Consider the following 15,656-nt stretch of genomic DNA (forward strand, 5'->3'; position numbering starts at 1 on the left):
GTCAAATGAAAAACGATCTAGTATGAACGTAGCTCGTTTGTTCCCCAACTGCATTAAATATTTGCCAAAGCTTATTTTATATACAAAAAACTGATTTTCAAATGAATCAATTTCTTACATTTAAAGATGAAGAATTTTTTTTCAGTAGCTTTTTTATTGATTTCATTCGCGGGATTTGCTCAAATCGAAGTGAAAAATGGATTATTCCTTTACAATGAGGTTTTTGTAATATCGGATGATTTTCAAGAAGATTATTTGAATAAAATGGAGGCTGCGGTGTTTGAAATGCCAAAAGATTCCCCTTTAAGATTGCAGGTGATAAATGATCTTGGCTATTATTATCATACACGAAACCTGAAAATTGCTCTGGAGTATATTGAAATGGGTTTACAGGAAGCCAGAGACAAAAATGAATCGTTTTGGGAAGGAAAATTATTGGTATCCCAAGGCGCTGTTTTGCTGAGAATGGAGGAATTGGATTTGGCTGAAAAGGCGTTAATAGACGCTATTACCAAAATCCCAGAAAGTGAAGGCTGGTTACTGTATACCAATTTAGGATATGTCTATGAGAGAAAGGGATTGCTGGGTGAGGCGTTTACCTATGCATCCAAAACTCTTGAGCTAGGAGAAAAGTATGAAGATAGCAAAGCGATTGCTATGGCATATTCCGATATGAGTAATCTTTTTTGGAAGCAAGGGAAGTTTGATGCTGCGCTGAATTACGGTTTAAAATCCCTTGAAATATTTGAAAAAAGAGGTCTTGATGATCTTGATTATGATTTCACCCTACATTTATTAGGGCAATACATGGTTGATTTAAATAGACCGGAAGAAGCAGTTACCTATTTTCAGCAATCAATTGATTTAGGAGAACGTTACGGTTTTTATAATAATCTCAGCGACACATTTATTGCTTTGGCCAATCTCCATTCTCAAAAGGGAGCCTATAAAGAAGCACTGGATTCTGGCAAGGAGGCTCTTCGCTATGCTGAGCTACTGCAAAACGAATTTATGATTATGCGTTCCTATATGGCGCTAGGAAAAGTAAGTAATGCGTCCGGATATTTTATTCAAGCAGCGGACTATTTAGAGACCAGTATCATTGAAGCCACTGAAAACTTTGGGGATAAATTTTACTTGAGTTTGGTCTACGAGGAATTAAGTAAAGCCTATGAAGGTGCTGAATCATTTCAAAAAGCGCTGATTGCTTCGAGGAAATCAGATGAACTTCGAAATGATGTTTTCACTGTAGAGGCGGAGGAAAAAATATCACTACTCCAGACCCAGATGGACGTTGCTCAAAAGGAAAATACCATAATGCTACAAGAAGCAGCATTGAGTAGACAACGCATTTTGCAGGTATTTTACCTTACCCTCGCAGGCGTATTGGTAGTGATCTTATTTCTGCTTTATCGAGTGTTCCTTCGGAAAAAGAAATACAGCGTACTATTGGAGAAGAAGAACAAGGAGAAAGAGTTTTTGCTCAAAGAAATTCATCACCGGGTCAAAAACAATCTGGAAACTATTTCAAGCCTACTTACCCTCCAGATCGCCAAAATTGATGATCCGAAGTTTAAGCAAGTGATGGAGGAAACTTATACCCGAGTGCAAAGTATGGGTATGATTCATTTAAGTCTTTATAAAGAGGGTAACCTAAAACAGGTGGAGATGAAAGCATTTTTTGAAGCCTTGGGGAGATTCATTTTGGATACTTTTGATGCAGAGAATAGAATTGATTTTTCAGCAGAAATGCCAGTCTTAGAACTCGATGTGGATGTGGCTATCCCAATTGGTTTGATAGTGAATGAATTGATCTCCAATTCCCTGAAGTATGCTTTCCCCAACCAAGAGTCTGGTAAGATTTCAGTAAGTCTATTTGAAAGGGAGGGAAACCTTATCTTGATGGTTTCTGATAATGGAATTGGGATACAGGATAATCCTACTGCACAGGGTACAGGTTTTGGAAGAGAGCTGATCAGTTTGCTTACTCGCCAGTTAGATGGAAGGATGACCTTGATTAATGATTCAGGAACGGAGTTTTCTTTTGAATTTTTACTAAACAATGCCGCATGAGTGCAACTCGAATTTTGATTGTAGAAGATGATATGATTATAGCTGCGAATATCAGTTTGCAGTTAACCAATCTAGGTTATGAAGTCACTGGGATAGAAACAAAGGGAGAAGAAGCCATCCATCACGCCCTGGAGACTAAGCCGGACATTATTTTGATGGATATTCAATTGAAAGGAAAAGCTACAGGGATAGACGTCGCCCACGCAATCCATAAATTTTTGGATATTCCCTTGATTTTTCTAACGGCAAATGAAGATGATGCTACCTTTCAAAAAGCAAAAGAGACCCATCCCTTTGCCTTTATTTCCAAACCATTTTCCAAGCAAAATCTAGAAAGGACAATTGCATTAGTAGAGGAAAGAATTAAAAAAAAACCAGCAGATATTTCTTCCATGGATACTTCTGTAGAAGCTCAGGAAGACAGGATTTTTATCAGGAGCCAAAATAAATTGGTAAAGGTAATGCTGGACGAAATTCTGTGGGTGGAGGCCGAAAGGAATTATTGTAAAATAATTACCACGCAGCAATCCTATACCATCGTCAGTCCTTTAAATAAGCTTTGCGAAAAAATAGATCAAAAGCGCTTTGTAAGAATCCACAGATCCTTCATGGTCAATTTCTCCAAATTGGAGGCCGTAGCCGATTCTCATGTAGAGTTTAAGGATAAACTCATTCCCATTGGAAAACAGTACAAGGACGAGCTGTATAAGCTCATGAATAAGGTGTAGAGATTCTTGAATCACTAAATTTTCATAGTAGTTTATTGATAAACAGGTTGTTCTGGGGTGTTTACGTTTAAAGCCTACAACTGTGAAAGGATCCCAATGAGCTCAGAATTGGAATTCCTATTCCGTGCTCATTGGGGAATAGAGATTATTTACTTCGTATTTGCCTCGTGTAATTTTTTGGTGTCCACATACTGTTGGAAAGCCACGATTTTTCCATCTTTTAGTGTCCATAAATGTGCTACTTGGGCATTGTAAGTCTTCCCTTCTTTGTATTTGGCGTCATAGCGCAAAGTGGCCAACACTTTATCGTTGAGCATCTCGTGCAGCTCGATATCTTTCAGATTAAAATATTCATGCTCCTGCATTATCCTGCCAAAAACGCCGTTCAGTACCGCGTCAGGTCCTATGTAGGGATTGCCATCAGCATAGGCATTGCCTTCTGCTTCGTTCCAAGCAATGTTTGAATCCATACTTCCCAACTTGACAGTCGGGATGTCTCCGACTGCAAATGCTTGGTAAAGTCCATCTATGATAGACATGTTTGTAGTTGCCATATTTCTATTCTTTTAGTGGGTTTATTTAATTATTTATGATTTCTGAAAGGCATCATTTATGTACTTCCAATTCAATCTCGATCAGAAATTCGGGTAACGCCAGTCCTTTAACCTCCAGCCATGTACCTGTAGGGAAGTGCTCTGTATAAATGCTATTCCTATAAGCTGCATGCTCCAAAAATGCAGGCATGTCTGTGGTAAATACATTCTCTGCAACCACATCTTCAAAGGTGCAGTCATAATGAGCTAATACTTTTTCCAGATCACTGTAGCAGTTTTTCATTTGCTGAAGAAGATCACCAACTGCTGTTGGCGTACCTTCCTCATCCATGCTGACTGCACCGGAAACTTTGATACTATGTCCAATCTTGACAGCATGGCTGTAGCCATATGCTTTTTCCACCTCAGGTCTGAGGCAGAAATACTCTGGTTTTTCTGATTTCATGGTTAGTTAAATTTACCTGATTAGTAGGGGCGATCAATCGTAGGGAACTACCGAGCCTATTTGTTGTAAAATGGAAGTTTATGAGATCGAACGCCTTTATCTAAAAATTAATTTTTTAATACGATGCGGTACCTAGCTTTTCCCGATTTCAAATGCTCCAAAGCCTCGTTTACTTTTGACATAGGGAACTCTTCCGTTATTGGATAAATATCATGTCTTACACAGAATTCAAGCATGGTTCGAGTAAGAGTAGGGCTTCCCAGAGGACTTCCGGCTACAGATTTTTCTCCTGTGATTAATGAAAATGCAGGAATTGCCATTGGCTCTAAAACAGCACCTACATTATGGAATTTCCCTTTAGGAGCTAAAGCAGTCAGGTATGAATTCCAATCTAAGCTTACATTAGTGGTATTGAGAATGAAATTTAATGATCCAGCGATGGTAGCTAATTCATCAGGATTAGTTGAGTCAACCACCTTAGTTGCTCCCATTGCTAAGATTGCCTCTTTCTTACCGGGGGAGGAGCTAAAAGCAATCACTTCACATCCCCATTTATTGAGGAATTTCAAAGCCATGTGACCTAAACCACCGATACCAATTACCCCGACTTTGTCTGTTGCTTTTACTCCCGCTAAAATGATGGGGTTAAATACTGTGATTCCTCCGCAAAGTAAAGGTCCGGCTTTTGCCAAATCAATTCCTTCAGGAAGTGGAATCGCCCAAGACCAATGACTTCTAACATAATCAGCGAAGCCCCCATGTCTTCCTCCAATGGTGAATTCAGCAGATGCACATAGATGATGTGAACCATCCATGCATTCGTGGCATGCCATGCAAGATCCTGAAAACCAGCCAATACCTACTTTGTCACCGACTTTGATGTTTTTTACAGCATCTCCTGTGGCGATGACTTCACCTATAATTTCATGACCAGGTACGATTGGATAAGCCGTCATCCCCCAATCATTATTAATCATGCTTAGGTCAGAGTGGCAGATTCCACAATTGATTACTTTTACATCGACCTGTTCCGATCCTAGTTCTCCCATATCGTAGGAGAAAGCTTCAAGTTTTTCCTGTGGGCCAGCGGCCGCAAATGCTGATACTTTCATCGTATTGTAAATTTTTAGAATTGATATTAACCGTTAAACTATTTTAGGAGATGGTCTTTTCTCCTGTCTTCCAACTTCCTATCTCCTAGCATCCATTCCAAAATCGCGCTCTATGGAATTGTACCACTCTTCTTCTGGGAGGCTATGGCTATTTATCCATTCCTCATCAGTCATAGATTGCCTCCATTGGATATATGGAAGGGCATCTGGGCCAACAGGATGTCTCAGGTACCAAGAGTCACTTTCTGCGAATTCTAGAATTTTTTCAGCGACTAGCGCAGCTGATGTTGGGTTCTTCAGAGAGGCATGGAAAAGATCTGCCATACGTTTAGAGGTAGGGTAAATGGAAGAGGAAGCTCCTCGAATCTCGTGAGCCATATCGGTATCAATGATTCCAGGTTCTACTATTCCTACTCGAATATTGAATGGTTTTACCTCCTGGGCTAGTGCTTCGCTGATTGCTTCCAGCGCAAATTTGCTAGCAGAGTAGCATCCCAATGGAGAAGTAGTTAGTCGTCCAGACACAGAAGTGATATTTATAATACATCCACTTTTTTGCTCTCTCATCGCCGGGATAACTGCTTTAATACATCGTACAGCTCCAAATACATTGGTCTCAAAAACCCCTTTGAATTCGGATAAAGGCATTTCTTCTATTGATCCATTCAAACCTATTCCCGCATTGTTGACTAAGATGTCGATTGGGCCATCTTCCAAGAGTATTTCATCCATGATCGCCTTCACGGATATGTCTGAATTGACATTCATCTTGTGCATGCTGATAGGTAGTTCCTCTGCTTTGATTGTTTCAGAGAGTGTAGTCGCTTTGGAGGGAGTACGCATAGTCGCAAAGACCTGATATCCAGCTCTGCCAAATGCAAGTGCGATTTCTAAACCTATACCTCTGTTTGATCCTGTGACTAGTACTTTTTTCATGAAAACTGGATTGTATATTTTCTTACTGTTTTAAACATTAAAGTGTCAGAGGTGGTCCTTTTCTCAATGGATGAACTTTCATGTAACTCAGATTTCTCCAAATCCACTCCATAGGTCCATAGTGAAAGTACCTGAGCCAAATTGGACTTAGAATGAATTGAAAAACCCAAATAGAAAAAACCACATAAAGCAACTCGTAGCGCTCTAGCTTTCCGAACATCCCAAAACCTACACCTGTAAAGACAATCATGCAGATCACTGAATGCATCATGTAATTTGTCAGCGCCATTTTGCCAACAGCGGATAGGCCATTTTTCAGCCAGATGAGAATAGGAGCTTTGCAAAAAAGCATAATTAGTCCCACATGGCCCATCGCTACAAAAGCTCTTCCCCAGTAATAAGTGATATTCGATTTACTAAATGAAAGCAAGGAGAAGTTGTCATCTATGACCAGTTGCATCTCATAGTAGTTAATGGCAAGACCAATTGCATAGCCTATGGACGCCAAAGTGAAATAGAACCCTACTGATTTTTCAGCTGTGAGTAATCCCCATCTGAAAAGAGCTATCCCAATCAGCATCATGCTCAGTACATCCCAAACATCACCTCGATAAGGCCAGTTGACATCGAAGTCGTAATTGGTGGGAGCGAGAAAAGCTACTACAGAAAAGTACCCCTTTCGCATTTCTGTATTATGCTCCTCTATTGCTTCAGGACTTCTTTTGGCTTCTCGTCTTTCCCAAGATTCATTAGCCATCTTTAATTCCTTAGGAAGTTCTTCACCTGCTACTAGTAAAGCCTGGGCTTCGGTCACCTTGGCTATCCATTTTTTGTCTTTTTGGTAGTCTATATAGTTCCAAAGAGTCCCAATACTAAAAAGTATCACCGCTGTGACAACCAGATATTTTGGTACCATCGAGCGAAAAGAATACACCAAGAATCCCATTAAGGCATATTGGTACAAGATCTCGCCAACCCAAAGCAGAAGGTATCCATGTATTAGTCCAAAAAGCAAAAGCCACATCAGTCGGCGGAAATAAACATCAGCTGCTTTGATCCCTGCACCTTTTTTAAGTAATCGATCCAAGAAAATATACATCCCAACCCCAAAAAGCAGGGAGAACAAGGCCCGCATAGTCCCCTCAAAAAATAGGTTGGTCATCATCCAAGTGTACAGATTCAGACCGGTAGACCCTCCAGATACCGTTGGGTCTTCGTAGGCTAGCGCTAAACCAAACCCATTGATGTTCATCAAGAGTATTCCAAAAAGTACAATCCCGCGCATTACGTCCAAGGAAAGTATTCGATCTGATTGCTTAACAGGAATCAGTTCTTGTGTGAGGGGTTGTTCCATAGTTTCTTTTGTTGCTATGCTAATAGCTTTAAACCTTCCAGTAGCTTATTTAAGCTATTCATTTACAAGAAAAACATGAACTGGTTTAGGACGAATGCCTTTCAAAAATGTCCTAACTGCTTGGTTATTTTATCAGAGCAACTATAAATCGAAATGATTTCTCTCTAGTATATAATTCATGCGAATTAGTAGTAGCAAACAGGAAATTATTTAATCAAAAACTGCTACCCTGTCTTGGCACTGCCTGACGAAGTCGGTTCAAAAAAAAATCAATGCCGTTCAAAATTTTGCAATTCCAAACAGCATTGATAGAAAAATGCAATCACCCTTTATCAAAAAAATAGTCTTAATATGTTGGTGGCTTCAATACATATAATATTGAAGAGTCAAAAGTGCCTCTATAAAATAGGCGGCCAAAAGTAGGGGTTGTCAACTTTCCTGCTTTTGATCTTCTCTGAAGTACTTGAAATTAAAGCTGAAATCGAAACTAAATTGGACGAACCTGTTCTAAAATTGTCCGAACGCTAGGCGGGATTTTTCGGAAATAGGTATTTGCAGCGGGTAGTGGCTATTGTAATCCTATTCCTTTGAGCCATTGAATCAATTCAAAAAAAAATGGTTATAAGAAAACTTGCTAGCTAAAGCTTCTTTGGGCTTCACCTTCAATTCTATGCTTTTTTTTACTTGAAACACCTCCTTTATCAATAATTCCATACCTTTGCAGTCCGTTCGAGTGGATGGAGTGTGTTGGTTTTGCTTAACGCATTGATTTACAACTAAAAACGATAGTTCTTTGACCCGGGGACTATTGCTATTCAGGGTTAGTACATTATGTCAAAACAAGAAGATTTTAACTGGGACAACTTCGAAACCAAAGGTTTTGGAGAAGGTTATTCCAAAGCAGAGCGTGAGCAAATGGCTGCAATGTATGAGAATACATTGGGCGAGATCACTGAGAAAGAAGTTATCAAAGGCACTGTAGTAGGTGTAAATGATAAGGATGTAATCATCAACATCGGTTTCAAATCTGATGGATTAGTTCCTCTTTCTGAATTCCGTGACCTTGATGGCATCAAGCCAGGTGATACAGTAGAGGTATTCATCGAAGAGCAGGAAAACGCACTTGGACAGTTGATCCTTTCCCGTAAGAAAGCTAAGATCGTACGTGCATGGCAAGACATCGAAGATGCGCTTGAGCATGACAACGTGATCGAAGGTTTGGTGAAAAGAAGAACTAAAGGTGGTTTGATCGTAGATATCTACGGTGTAGAAGCATTCTTGCCAGGTTCTCAGATCGATGTGAAGCCTATCAGAGATTTCGATATCTATGTAGGTAAGAAAATGGAAGTAAAAGTGGTGAAAATCAACCACGCAAATGATAACGTAGTAGTATCTCACAAAGTGTTGATCGAGAAAGATCTTGAGAAGCAAAAAGCTGAGATCTTGAACAACCTTGAGAAAGGTCAAGTATTGGAAGGTGTGATCAAGAACATGACCAACTTCGGTGTATTCATCGATCTAGGTGGTGTAGATGGTCTTCTTCACATTACAGATATCTCTTGGGGACGTATCAATCATCCTGAAGAAGTATTGCAACTTGATCAGAAAGTTCAGATTGTGGTTCTTGACTTTGATGATGATAAGAAGAGAATTTCTTTGGGTATGAAGCAGCTTACTGCTCATCCTTGGGATTCTTTGGCGTCTAGCCTTGAAATCGGATCTAGAGTTAAAGGTAAGATCGTAAACGTAGCTGACTACGGTGCGTTCCTTGAGCTTGCTCCAGGTGTTGAAGGTTTGATCCACGTGTCTGAAATGAGCTGGTCTCAGCATTTGAGAAATCCTGCTGACTTTGTGAAAGTTGGTGACGAAATCGAAGCTGTAGTATTGACTCTTGACAAAGACGACAGAAAAATGTCTCTTGGTATCAAGCAATTGACTGAAGATCCATGGACTAAGAACGACATGGGTACTAAGTACGCTGTAGGTTCTAAGCACACAGGTGTGGTAAGAAACTTGACTAACTTCGGTCTATTCCTTGAGTTGGAAGAAGGTATCGACGGTTTGGTTCACGTATCTGACCTTTCTTGGACTAAGAAAATCAAGCATCCATCTGAGTTTGTGAAAGTAGGAGACGAGCTAGCAGTAGCTGTTCTTGAGCTTGACGTAGACAACAGAAGATTGGCTCTTGGTCATAAGCAATTGGAAGAGAATCCATGGGATACTTTCGAAGGTGTATTCCCTATCGGATCTGAGCACAAGTGTACTGTAGTTTCTAAGAATGACAAAGGTGCAGTTCTTGAATTGCCTTACGGTCTTGAAGGATTCGCTACAGTGAAGAACTTGGAAAAAGAAGACGGATCTCAAGTAGAGGTTGGTGAGTCTTTGGATTTCAAAGTAACTGAATTCTCTAAAGATGATAAGAGAATCGTTCTTTCTCACACAGCAATGTTCAGAGAAGAAGCGAAGCCAGCTAAGAAAGAAGCTAAGAAGAAATCTGATTCCGGTTCTGCTTCTACTACTTCTGCTCCAGCTGAGAAGTCAACTCTTGGTGACTTGGACGCTTTGACTCAATTGAAAGAGCAAATGGAAGGCAAAAAATAATTTCAGATCTAAAATTTGAAATTTCCAAATAGAAAACGCCGGCTGAAAAGTCGGCGTTTTTTTGTTTTAAACCACGAAGGACACAAAGGGAACACGAAGGGCACAATTCTATTTGTTGTCCTGCTTCTCCAGAAGCTGGACTTGCGGCTAGAAAAATAGATCCTTCATGAAATTAATTTGTAGCACACGTGCTACTTCTTTCGTCTTGGCTAAACTATTTTTATCATTAATTTCGATCTTATGAAAAATGCACTTTTACTATTCTTTATCCTTTTAATTAGTATTTCGGTGACTGCACAATCTAGGTTAGAAGTGAAAGGATATTTTGGAGCTTCAGGAGCTATGGCCAATTGGAACGAAGATCTCGATGGAGCTAGCTCAGTGGATATTGAGAAGTTAATGGAGGTTGGTGTTTTGCTTTCGAAAAGTATAAGTGAGAAATTCTCGCTGAGTGGAGGTTTAAATTATTCATTTGCGCAAATAAAATACAATCCTAATTTCCCTCCATGTATAAATTGCTTGTATGGCTATTCTCATAATCCTGATTTCAGAATTCTTTCTATTCCAGTATATGCAGAATATTCTCTAGGCAAGATTTTTTATGCTTGGCAGCTGGTCCTGTAGTAGATTTCCAGCTTTCCGAAGGGAATAATTTCTCTGACCAAAGTGGAGTTGGCTATTTGGCCGGTATTGGTGCAACGTTGGATACAGAGAAGTTTTCCTTTTCTATTTTCCCTAATTACAAGAGACATAATGTGATTCCTTTTGAAAAAGAAGGGAACTACAAGCAAATGTTGCAGGAATTTGGGGTTCAACTTGGCGTAGGATATCAATTCTAAAATTAGCCCAAACCTCTAACCCATTTAAATCCGTACAGGATTTAACTAAATAAATTATGAAGAATATTGCTTTACTCTTTGTCCTGATCCTTGCTTTTTCCTCCTGCCAAAACTTCGATGATCCTATACCGGATGGGAGTTTTTTGGAAACACCTACACTTAGTACCAGACTCGTTGATGAAACTAGTGTGGAGCTCACTTGGTCTTCAGCACAGATTTGTACTATCAACTGCCCTTCCATCGTTCTGGCATCTTTCTACGAAGTATGGACAAAGTCGCTTACTTCCAGTACCAATTATAAACTTGTAGAAATCCCAGCTGGACAGCTATCTTATCTGGTGGAGGGATTGGAGCCTGGCGTGAGACAGGAGTTTTTCGTGATTGCCAAAAGAGCAAACGTAAGCAATAGAACGAACCGTGTGATGGTCGTGCCGAATGAACTTCCTGCTTCTCAAACAATTCTTGAAAAAGTCAGCTTCGACTATATCACTCATCCACAAGTTTCTCCTGCTGGGACTAAAGTGATCTATACCATTTCAGAAGCGGGATCTAGTGTCCAGGCCCAGCAGGTTTTTGTTTTTGATCTCAATAGTAAGTCTGAAAAGTTAATTTTTGAAAATGGTCAATATCCATCTTGGTCTGCAAGTGGCGAGAAGGCGGTTTTCGTGAGTGGAGGGCAAAGCACCTCAGCTATCAAAGTATATTCGGTTGCTTCACGTGAGGTTGAGGAAATTGTCAGTGATTCTTTCCTAAGCTACTTTCCTGTTTTTGGCTCTGGGGATACGACCTTGATCTATTTCCTGGATAGCTTGGATGAAGGAGATCAAAGCGTCATTTCCTATAATCTTTCACCATTTGCCACTAATCCTAAGGCGATTCTTCGAGATGTGGAAGATATTGAGAATGACTATGCTCCTATGCTTGGAATGAATTATTCTACTGAAGAGAAAAGTGTAGCCTATGGAATTACTGTTCCAAAAGACATCCCAATTGGCTTTTCTTATGATGTTGTTGGATTTGCTTTGAGTAGTCCAACTACTTTGAGAAATTGGGTAGTCTCTGATTGGAACGATAGCAATCCTTCTTTTTCTCCTTCAAATTCAGATCTGCTTGCTTTTGTTTCCGACAGATCTGGAGCAAATCAAGTTTGGATTAAGAATGTTACCACCCAGCAGATGATCCAAGTTACAGATTTCCAAGAAAGTGAAAATATCAATATCGGAATAGCAAGTTTGAGCTGGAGTGGGATGAAATTGTATGTTAATATTCTAACTGGCTCAGGTGATTCTAGATTTTTGAGTGTTGACGTGTCTTCATTATTGTAGAATTGTAGCGAATCGATGAGCACTTTCGTCCTAATTCTACTTTCAAACTACTGACTATGAACTACTTTTGGATTGGAATTATAGCGCTACTTTCTTTTACATCCTGTGATAAAGATGAGAATCTGCCATTTGAGTTGACTTCTGAAGGCTTGGTTGGTACATGGGAGCTCTATCAATATGAAGGAAGTGATGGGTCAGTTACTTCAAGAACTGAATATGAGCCATCAGGCAAAACTGTCACTTTTTTTCCAGATGGTGAGTTAATATCTCATGGGTTTTTCAGGTGCACTGATGGCGAATATAAAGTGGCGGATTTAACGCTAACAGTGTTCTTTGATTGTGAAGATCAAGGCACTGAACAGACGTATTCAATGACAAAGGAAGGTCAAAATCTTGCCATAAGCCCAGTTTATCCTGCCCGGTGCCGTGAAAGATGTGCTTATATTTTCAAGAAAATAGAATAAGTATTTAGATTAACTGACCGATTCCCAGTCTATCTTATCAGCCTTAATCGGCAGATTCCTAATTCTGCTTCCCGTTGCATCAAACACAGCATTGGCAATTGCAGCCGCCACTGGCCCCATTGCAGCTTCACCTGCTCCCATTGGTTTGGTTTCTGGTCTGTCTATAATGTGCACTTCTACTTCTGGTACCTCATTCATCCGTAGGATCGGGTAAGTATTCCAATCCACACTGGTGATTCCATCTTTGTCAAACTGCACTTCTTCCATCATGGTCCAGCTGGCAGATTGGATCATTCCGCCTTCGGTTTGGTTTCTCAGTCCATCAGGATTTATAGTCAGTCCAGAATCGATTACGCCAGTGAGTTTTTTGAGTTTGTAGTTTTTGGCTGCCTTATCGATTTCCACTTCTGCTAATACAGCAAAATAGGAGGTGGCATTCTTATACCTCGCGTAGGCGACTCCGAATCCGTTATTAGCTGATTTAGATCTGTTTTTCCAATTGGTCTTTTGAGCGAGCTCTTCCAAAACGGCTCTGGCACGTGGATCCTCCAAGTTTTTTATCCGAAAATCAATCGGGTCTTTTCCAGCTTTGTGGATCAGCTCATCCATAAACGCCTCCATGGCAAAGGTATTTGCATAGGCACCCAGGCCTCTAAGTGATGAGGTTCTGAGTGGACCCTCGTAGTTGAATAGGTAGAGTTGCTTGGCTTCGAAATTGTATTCTGGAACTCCATTTCGATGGGATCCACCTGACCAACCGCCCTTTCTAAATTCAACTGGCGGTTCCAAAGTTCTTGCCACAATGAAACTCCCGCCACTTCCATTTGGTCGTGTACTATGAGAATCTGACCAGACTATGCTGTCCCAGCCTAGGAGCTTTCCAGCTGAATCTAATCCTGCAGATAGACGAAAAGCCATAGTTGTACCGTATGGTTCCCACTTGTGTTCGTCTTCACGCATCCATTGAAGTCGTACATGTTTACCTGGAAATTCTTTGGCTATGATGGCAACTTCTCCCGACACATCATCTGCGCCATTGTGTCCGTAGCACCCGGAACCAGGAACACCTATACATCGGACTTTTTCTTTATCCAAAGAAAGCAGATCTGCTATTGAATCTCTGACGGGATATACTCCTTGAGTAGCTGACCAAACGGTTAGGAGGTTTGGTTCCCAAAGTGCGACTGCACACGATGGTCCCATGGAGGCATGCATGTGATAGGGGCGGAAATAATCCGCTTGATGATGTATGGCTGAATTTGAAATAAGCTCTGCAATTCCTGGTGAGATTTCTACTTCCTCTGGTTTTCCTGAAGTAGTTAGGACGTTATCCATTAATTGCCTTGGAAGTATTGCGATTGGAGACTTTTTCCAGACTGCTAGTTCTTTTAGCATTTCCCTTGCTTTTACTGCCTGGTATTCCCGTTCTGTGACTACTGCTAAAAAGCTCCCGTTTCTGATTACTTTGAGTACTCCAGGCAAAGCTTCAACTTGGGTAAGGTCTATGGATTCTAAGGTGGCGTCGTAGGAAGGTGGATGAAGCACTCGTGCATGGACCATCCCTGGCATTTGTAGATCGTGGACAAAATGAGATTCTCCTGTAACTAATTTCCGGATATCATCCCTATGCAAGGGTTGTCCTACATATTTGTAGTTTTCTGGTTTTTTTGGTTTAATATCTCCAGAGATTCTCTCCTCTATAAATTTGCCTTGCAAAAGCTCCCAATAACTCACTTTCTCACCAGAGTTAGCTATAATAACCCCATCTTCTACGCTAAGGTTTTCCGGATTTACACTCCATTTTTCCGCAGCCATTTTTAATAGATGGTGTTTTGCCTCAGCTGCAGCCTGGCGGATAGCGCTTCCGCTACCTTCTACGGAATTGCTACCAGCGGTGAATCCTTCATTTGGAGTTTGACCTGTATCTGAATTGATAATATGGCAGCGATCCGGATTAATATCCAGTTCTTCTGCTGCAATTTGGATTAAGGCGATTTTTATACCTTGCCCTAACTCCTGCTTACCTGAAAGTACTGTCAGGTGTCCTGTTGCATCCAATCTAATCCAAGAATCAATTAATTTATTGTCGATAGTTGGGCGAAAAGGAATGCCAGAATAGGGAGGTATTTCATTTGGAGAACCTTTGGTTTGGCAGAATGTGAGTGGTAAAAGATTGAAACCTATTAGTAGGTGTCCAGTGCTTTTAAGGAAAGACCGGCGACTCGAGTTGTAGTGCTGAACTCCTTCCATAATTAAGACTTTATGTTTTCTGATGCCATCTTCACCGCCTTGATAAATCGCGAATGGGTGCCACAGCGACAGATAACAGGATTCAAAGCCTCACGTATTTCATTCTCAGTTGGAGAAGAATTTTCTTTCAGAAGTGCTACAGCGGTCATGATCATCCCGTTCACGCAATAGCCGCATTGGGCAGCTTGGGTTTCAATGAAAGCTTTTTGAACTGGGTGAAGCTCACCATTTTTACTCAAACCTTCTAACGTAGTGATTTCTACCTTTTCAAAACTGGCACAAGGTCTCACGCATGTAGTCTCTGCCAGAGCATCTGCAATGACTGTGCATGCGCCACATTGCAAAAGACCGCAGCCATATTTTGCGCCCTTTAACCCAAATTCCTCTCTCAGAATATATAAAAGGGGTTCTTGGGGATCAGCGGATATGGTTTTGGTTTTCCCGTTGACATGTAGGGTAATGTCTTGTGGCATGATTATCAGTAGTTTAAAATTTAAACTAATGAATGTCCACTGGAAATGCAATGCGGAAAATATATTTAGCCCACTTAAGGTAAAGCCATCTTAAAAATACAGATGACTTAAAATAAAAAAGCATCCGCCGCGGCGGATGCTTTTTGTTGAGGTCGAGAGCGGATTCGAACCGCTGTAGAAGGTTTTGCAGACCTCTGCCTAGCCACTCGGCCACTCGACCAATCAGAATTGGAATGCAAATGTAGTTAATATCTTTTCCTTTACAATAAAGCACCTATTTATTTTAAATCTTTACTAGTAAATCAGGCTCTACGCTATTTGGAAATCAAGAAACAAGAGCCTTGTATCGTGGGAATTCAATAGAAGTTTGAAAAGCTTACAAAATACATTCTATTTATATTGATTCTAAATTAATTATTAGCCCAGAAAATAACCTTAAATAACTGTAATACAAGTGTATATGAAATCAAACAGAGTTCCTGTGAGGCCGCTGCCATACATC

14 protein-coding genes and 1 tRNA gene are annotated in these 15,656 nt (G+C 40.5%); 7 read left to right on the forward strand and 8 right to left on the reverse strand.

Annotated features, from left to right (window positions below; genetic code table 11):
* Nucleotides 1-126 precede the first annotated feature (126 nt).
* Together AC0L6R_RS05950 and AC0L6R_RS05955 are read left to right on the forward strand one after the other, a co-directional pair.
* Nucleotides 127-2,073, forward strand: coding sequence for a tetratricopeptide repeat protein (locus AC0L6R_RS05950; protein ID WP_473270371.1), 1,947 nt, complete (start codon nucleotides 127-129; stop codon nucleotides 2,071-2,073).
* Nucleotides 2,070-2,801 (forward strand): LytR/AlgR family response regulator transcription factor, encoded by a 732-nt coding sequence (locus AC0L6R_RS05955; RefSeq protein WP_473270373.1) that lies wholly within the window; start codon nucleotides 2,070-2,072, stop codon nucleotides 2,799-2,801. Before AC0L6R_RS05950 ends, AC0L6R_RS05955 begins: the two co-directional genes overlap by 4 nt.
* A gap of 149 nt (nucleotides 2,802-2,950) precedes the next feature.
* Here AC0L6R_RS05955 and AC0L6R_RS05960 read toward each other — a convergent pair whose 3' ends face one another.
* The 5 genes from AC0L6R_RS05960 to AC0L6R_RS05980 form a co-directional block, all read right to left on the reverse strand.
* Nucleotides 2,951-3,355 carry a nuclear transport factor 2 family protein gene (locus AC0L6R_RS05960; protein WP_473270375.1) on the reverse strand — a complete coding sequence of 135 codons (405 nt, stop codon included), beginning with the start codon at nucleotides 3,353-3,355 and terminating at the stop codon, nucleotides 2,951-2,953.
* Nucleotides 3,356-3,407: 52 nt separating this feature from the next.
* Nucleotides 3,408-3,800: a RidA family protein gene (locus tag AC0L6R_RS05965; RefSeq protein WP_473270376.1), complete on the reverse strand. Its 393-nt coding sequence runs from the start codon at nucleotides 3,798-3,800 to the stop codon at nucleotides 3,408-3,410.
* A 107-nt stretch (nucleotides 3,801-3,907) separates the two neighbouring features.
* Complete coding sequence (gene ahr / locus AC0L6R_RS05970) at nucleotides 3,908-4,912, reverse strand: NADPH-dependent aldehyde reductase Ahr (RefSeq protein ID WP_473270378.1); 1,005 nt, start codon at nucleotides 4,910-4,912, stop codon at nucleotides 3,908-3,910.
* Between the two features lie 78 nt (nucleotides 4,913-4,990).
* Nucleotides 4,991-5,848, reverse strand: a complete 858-nt coding sequence (locus AC0L6R_RS05975; RefSeq protein ID WP_473270380.1) for an SDR family oxidoreductase — start codon at nucleotides 5,846-5,848, stop codon at nucleotides 4,991-4,993.
* Nucleotides 5,849-5,885: 37 nt separating this feature from the next.
* Nucleotides 5,886-7,202 (reverse strand): DUF418 domain-containing protein, encoded by a 1,317-nt coding sequence (locus AC0L6R_RS05980; RefSeq protein WP_473270382.1) that lies wholly within the window; start codon nucleotides 7,200-7,202, stop codon nucleotides 5,886-5,888.
* Nucleotides 7,203-8,033: 831 nt separating this feature from the next.
* On the opposite strand from AC0L6R_RS05980, the gene rpsA reads away from it, so the two are divergent.
* The 5 genes from rpsA (at nucleotide 8,034) to AC0L6R_RS06005 (ending at nucleotide 12,431) form a co-directional block, all read left to right on the forward strand.
* Nucleotides 8,034-9,803: a 30S ribosomal protein S1 gene (gene rpsA, locus AC0L6R_RS05985; protein ID WP_283414239.1), complete on the forward strand. Its 1,770-nt coding sequence runs from the start codon at nucleotides 8,034-8,036 to the stop codon at nucleotides 9,801-9,803.
* Between the two features lie 240 nt (nucleotides 9,804-10,043).
* Nucleotides 10,044-10,427 (forward strand): hypothetical protein, encoded by a 384-nt coding sequence (locus AC0L6R_RS05990; RefSeq protein ID WP_473270383.1) that lies wholly within the window; start codon nucleotides 10,044-10,046, stop codon nucleotides 10,425-10,427.
* Complete coding sequence (locus tag AC0L6R_RS05995) at nucleotides 10,409-10,642, forward strand: hypothetical protein (RefSeq protein WP_473270384.1); 234 nt, start codon at nucleotides 10,409-10,411, stop codon at nucleotides 10,640-10,642. Before AC0L6R_RS05990 ends, AC0L6R_RS05995 begins: the two co-directional genes overlap by 19 nt.
* 56 nt (nucleotides 10,643-10,698) lie before the next feature.
* On the forward strand, nucleotides 10,699-11,967 hold the full coding sequence (locus AC0L6R_RS06000) for a hypothetical protein (RefSeq protein ID WP_473270385.1): 1,269 nt from the start codon (nucleotides 10,699-10,701) through the stop codon (nucleotides 11,965-11,967).
* 56 nt (nucleotides 11,968-12,023) lie between these two features.
* Entirely contained in the window at nucleotides 12,024-12,431 is a 408-nt protein-coding gene (locus AC0L6R_RS06005) for a hypothetical protein (protein ID WP_473270386.1), read from the forward strand.
* A 9-nt stretch (nucleotides 12,432-12,440) separates the two neighbouring features.
* Here AC0L6R_RS06005 and AC0L6R_RS06010 read toward each other — a convergent pair whose 3' ends face one another.
* From AC0L6R_RS06010 to AC0L6R_RS06020, 3 genes are all read right to left on the reverse strand, one after another.
* Nucleotides 12,441-14,681 carry a xanthine dehydrogenase family protein molybdopterin-binding subunit gene (locus AC0L6R_RS06010; RefSeq protein ID WP_473270387.1) on the reverse strand — a complete coding sequence of 747 codons (2,241 nt, stop codon included), beginning with the start codon at nucleotides 14,679-14,681 and terminating at the stop codon, nucleotides 12,441-12,443.
* Between the two features lie 2 nt (nucleotides 14,682-14,683).
* A complete protein-coding gene (locus AC0L6R_RS06015) occupies nucleotides 14,684-15,154 on the reverse strand; it encodes a (2Fe-2S)-binding protein (RefSeq protein ID WP_283414245.1) in 471 nt (156 codons plus the stop codon).
* Between the two features lie 149 nt (nucleotides 15,155-15,303).
* A tRNA-Cys gene (locus tag AC0L6R_RS06020) sits at nucleotides 15,304-15,374 on the reverse strand.
* Nucleotides 15,375-15,656 lie beyond the last annotated feature (282 nt).

This window comes from Algoriphagus sp. 10J20-15, from assembly GCF_055809615.1.

Bases quoted from the DNA above. Each gene is read 5' to 3' on its own strand.
- AC0L6R_RS05950 (WP_473270371.1), top strand. From the start codon at position 127: ATGAAGAATTTTTTTTCAGTAGCTTTTTTATTGATTTCATTCGCGGGA.
- AC0L6R_RS05955 (WP_473270373.1), top strand. From the start codon at position 2,070: ATGAGTGCAACTCGAATTTTGATTGTAGAAGATGATATGATTATAGCT.
- AC0L6R_RS05960 (WP_473270375.1), bottom strand. From the start codon at position 3,355: ATGGCAACTACAAACATGTCTATCATAGATGGACTTTACCAAGCATTT.
- AC0L6R_RS05965 (WP_473270376.1), bottom strand. From the start codon at position 3,800: ATGAAATCAGAAAAACCAGAGTATTTCTGCCTCAGACCTGAGGTGGAA.
- ahr (WP_473270378.1), bottom strand. From the start codon at position 4,912: ATGAAAGTATCAGCATTTGCGGCCGCTGGCCCACAGGAAAAACTTGAA.
- AC0L6R_RS05975 (WP_473270380.1), bottom strand. From the start codon at position 5,848: ATGAAAAAAGTACTAGTCACAGGATCAAACAGAGGTATAGGTTTAGAA.
- AC0L6R_RS05980 (WP_473270382.1), bottom strand. From the start codon at position 7,202: ATGGAACAACCCCTCACACAAGAACTGATTCCTGTTAAGCAATCAGAT.
- rpsA (WP_283414239.1), top strand. From the start codon at position 8,034: ATGTCAAAACAAGAAGATTTTAACTGGGACAACTTCGAAACCAAAGGT.
- AC0L6R_RS05990 (WP_473270383.1), top strand. From the start codon at position 10,044: ATGAAAAATGCACTTTTACTATTCTTTATCCTTTTAATTAGTATTTCG.
- AC0L6R_RS06000 (WP_473270385.1), top strand. From the start codon at position 10,699: ATGAAGAATATTGCTTTACTCTTTGTCCTGATCCTTGCTTTTTCCTCC.
- AC0L6R_RS06005 (WP_473270386.1), top strand. From the start codon at position 12,024: ATGAACTACTTTTGGATTGGAATTATAGCGCTACTTTCTTTTACATCC.
- AC0L6R_RS06010 (WP_473270387.1), bottom strand. From the start codon at position 14,681: ATGGAAGGAGTTCAGCACTACAACTCGAGTCGCCGGTCTTTCCTTAAA.
- AC0L6R_RS06015 (WP_283414245.1), bottom strand. From the start codon at position 15,154: ATGCCACAAGACATTACCCTACATGTCAACGGGAAAACCAAAACCATA.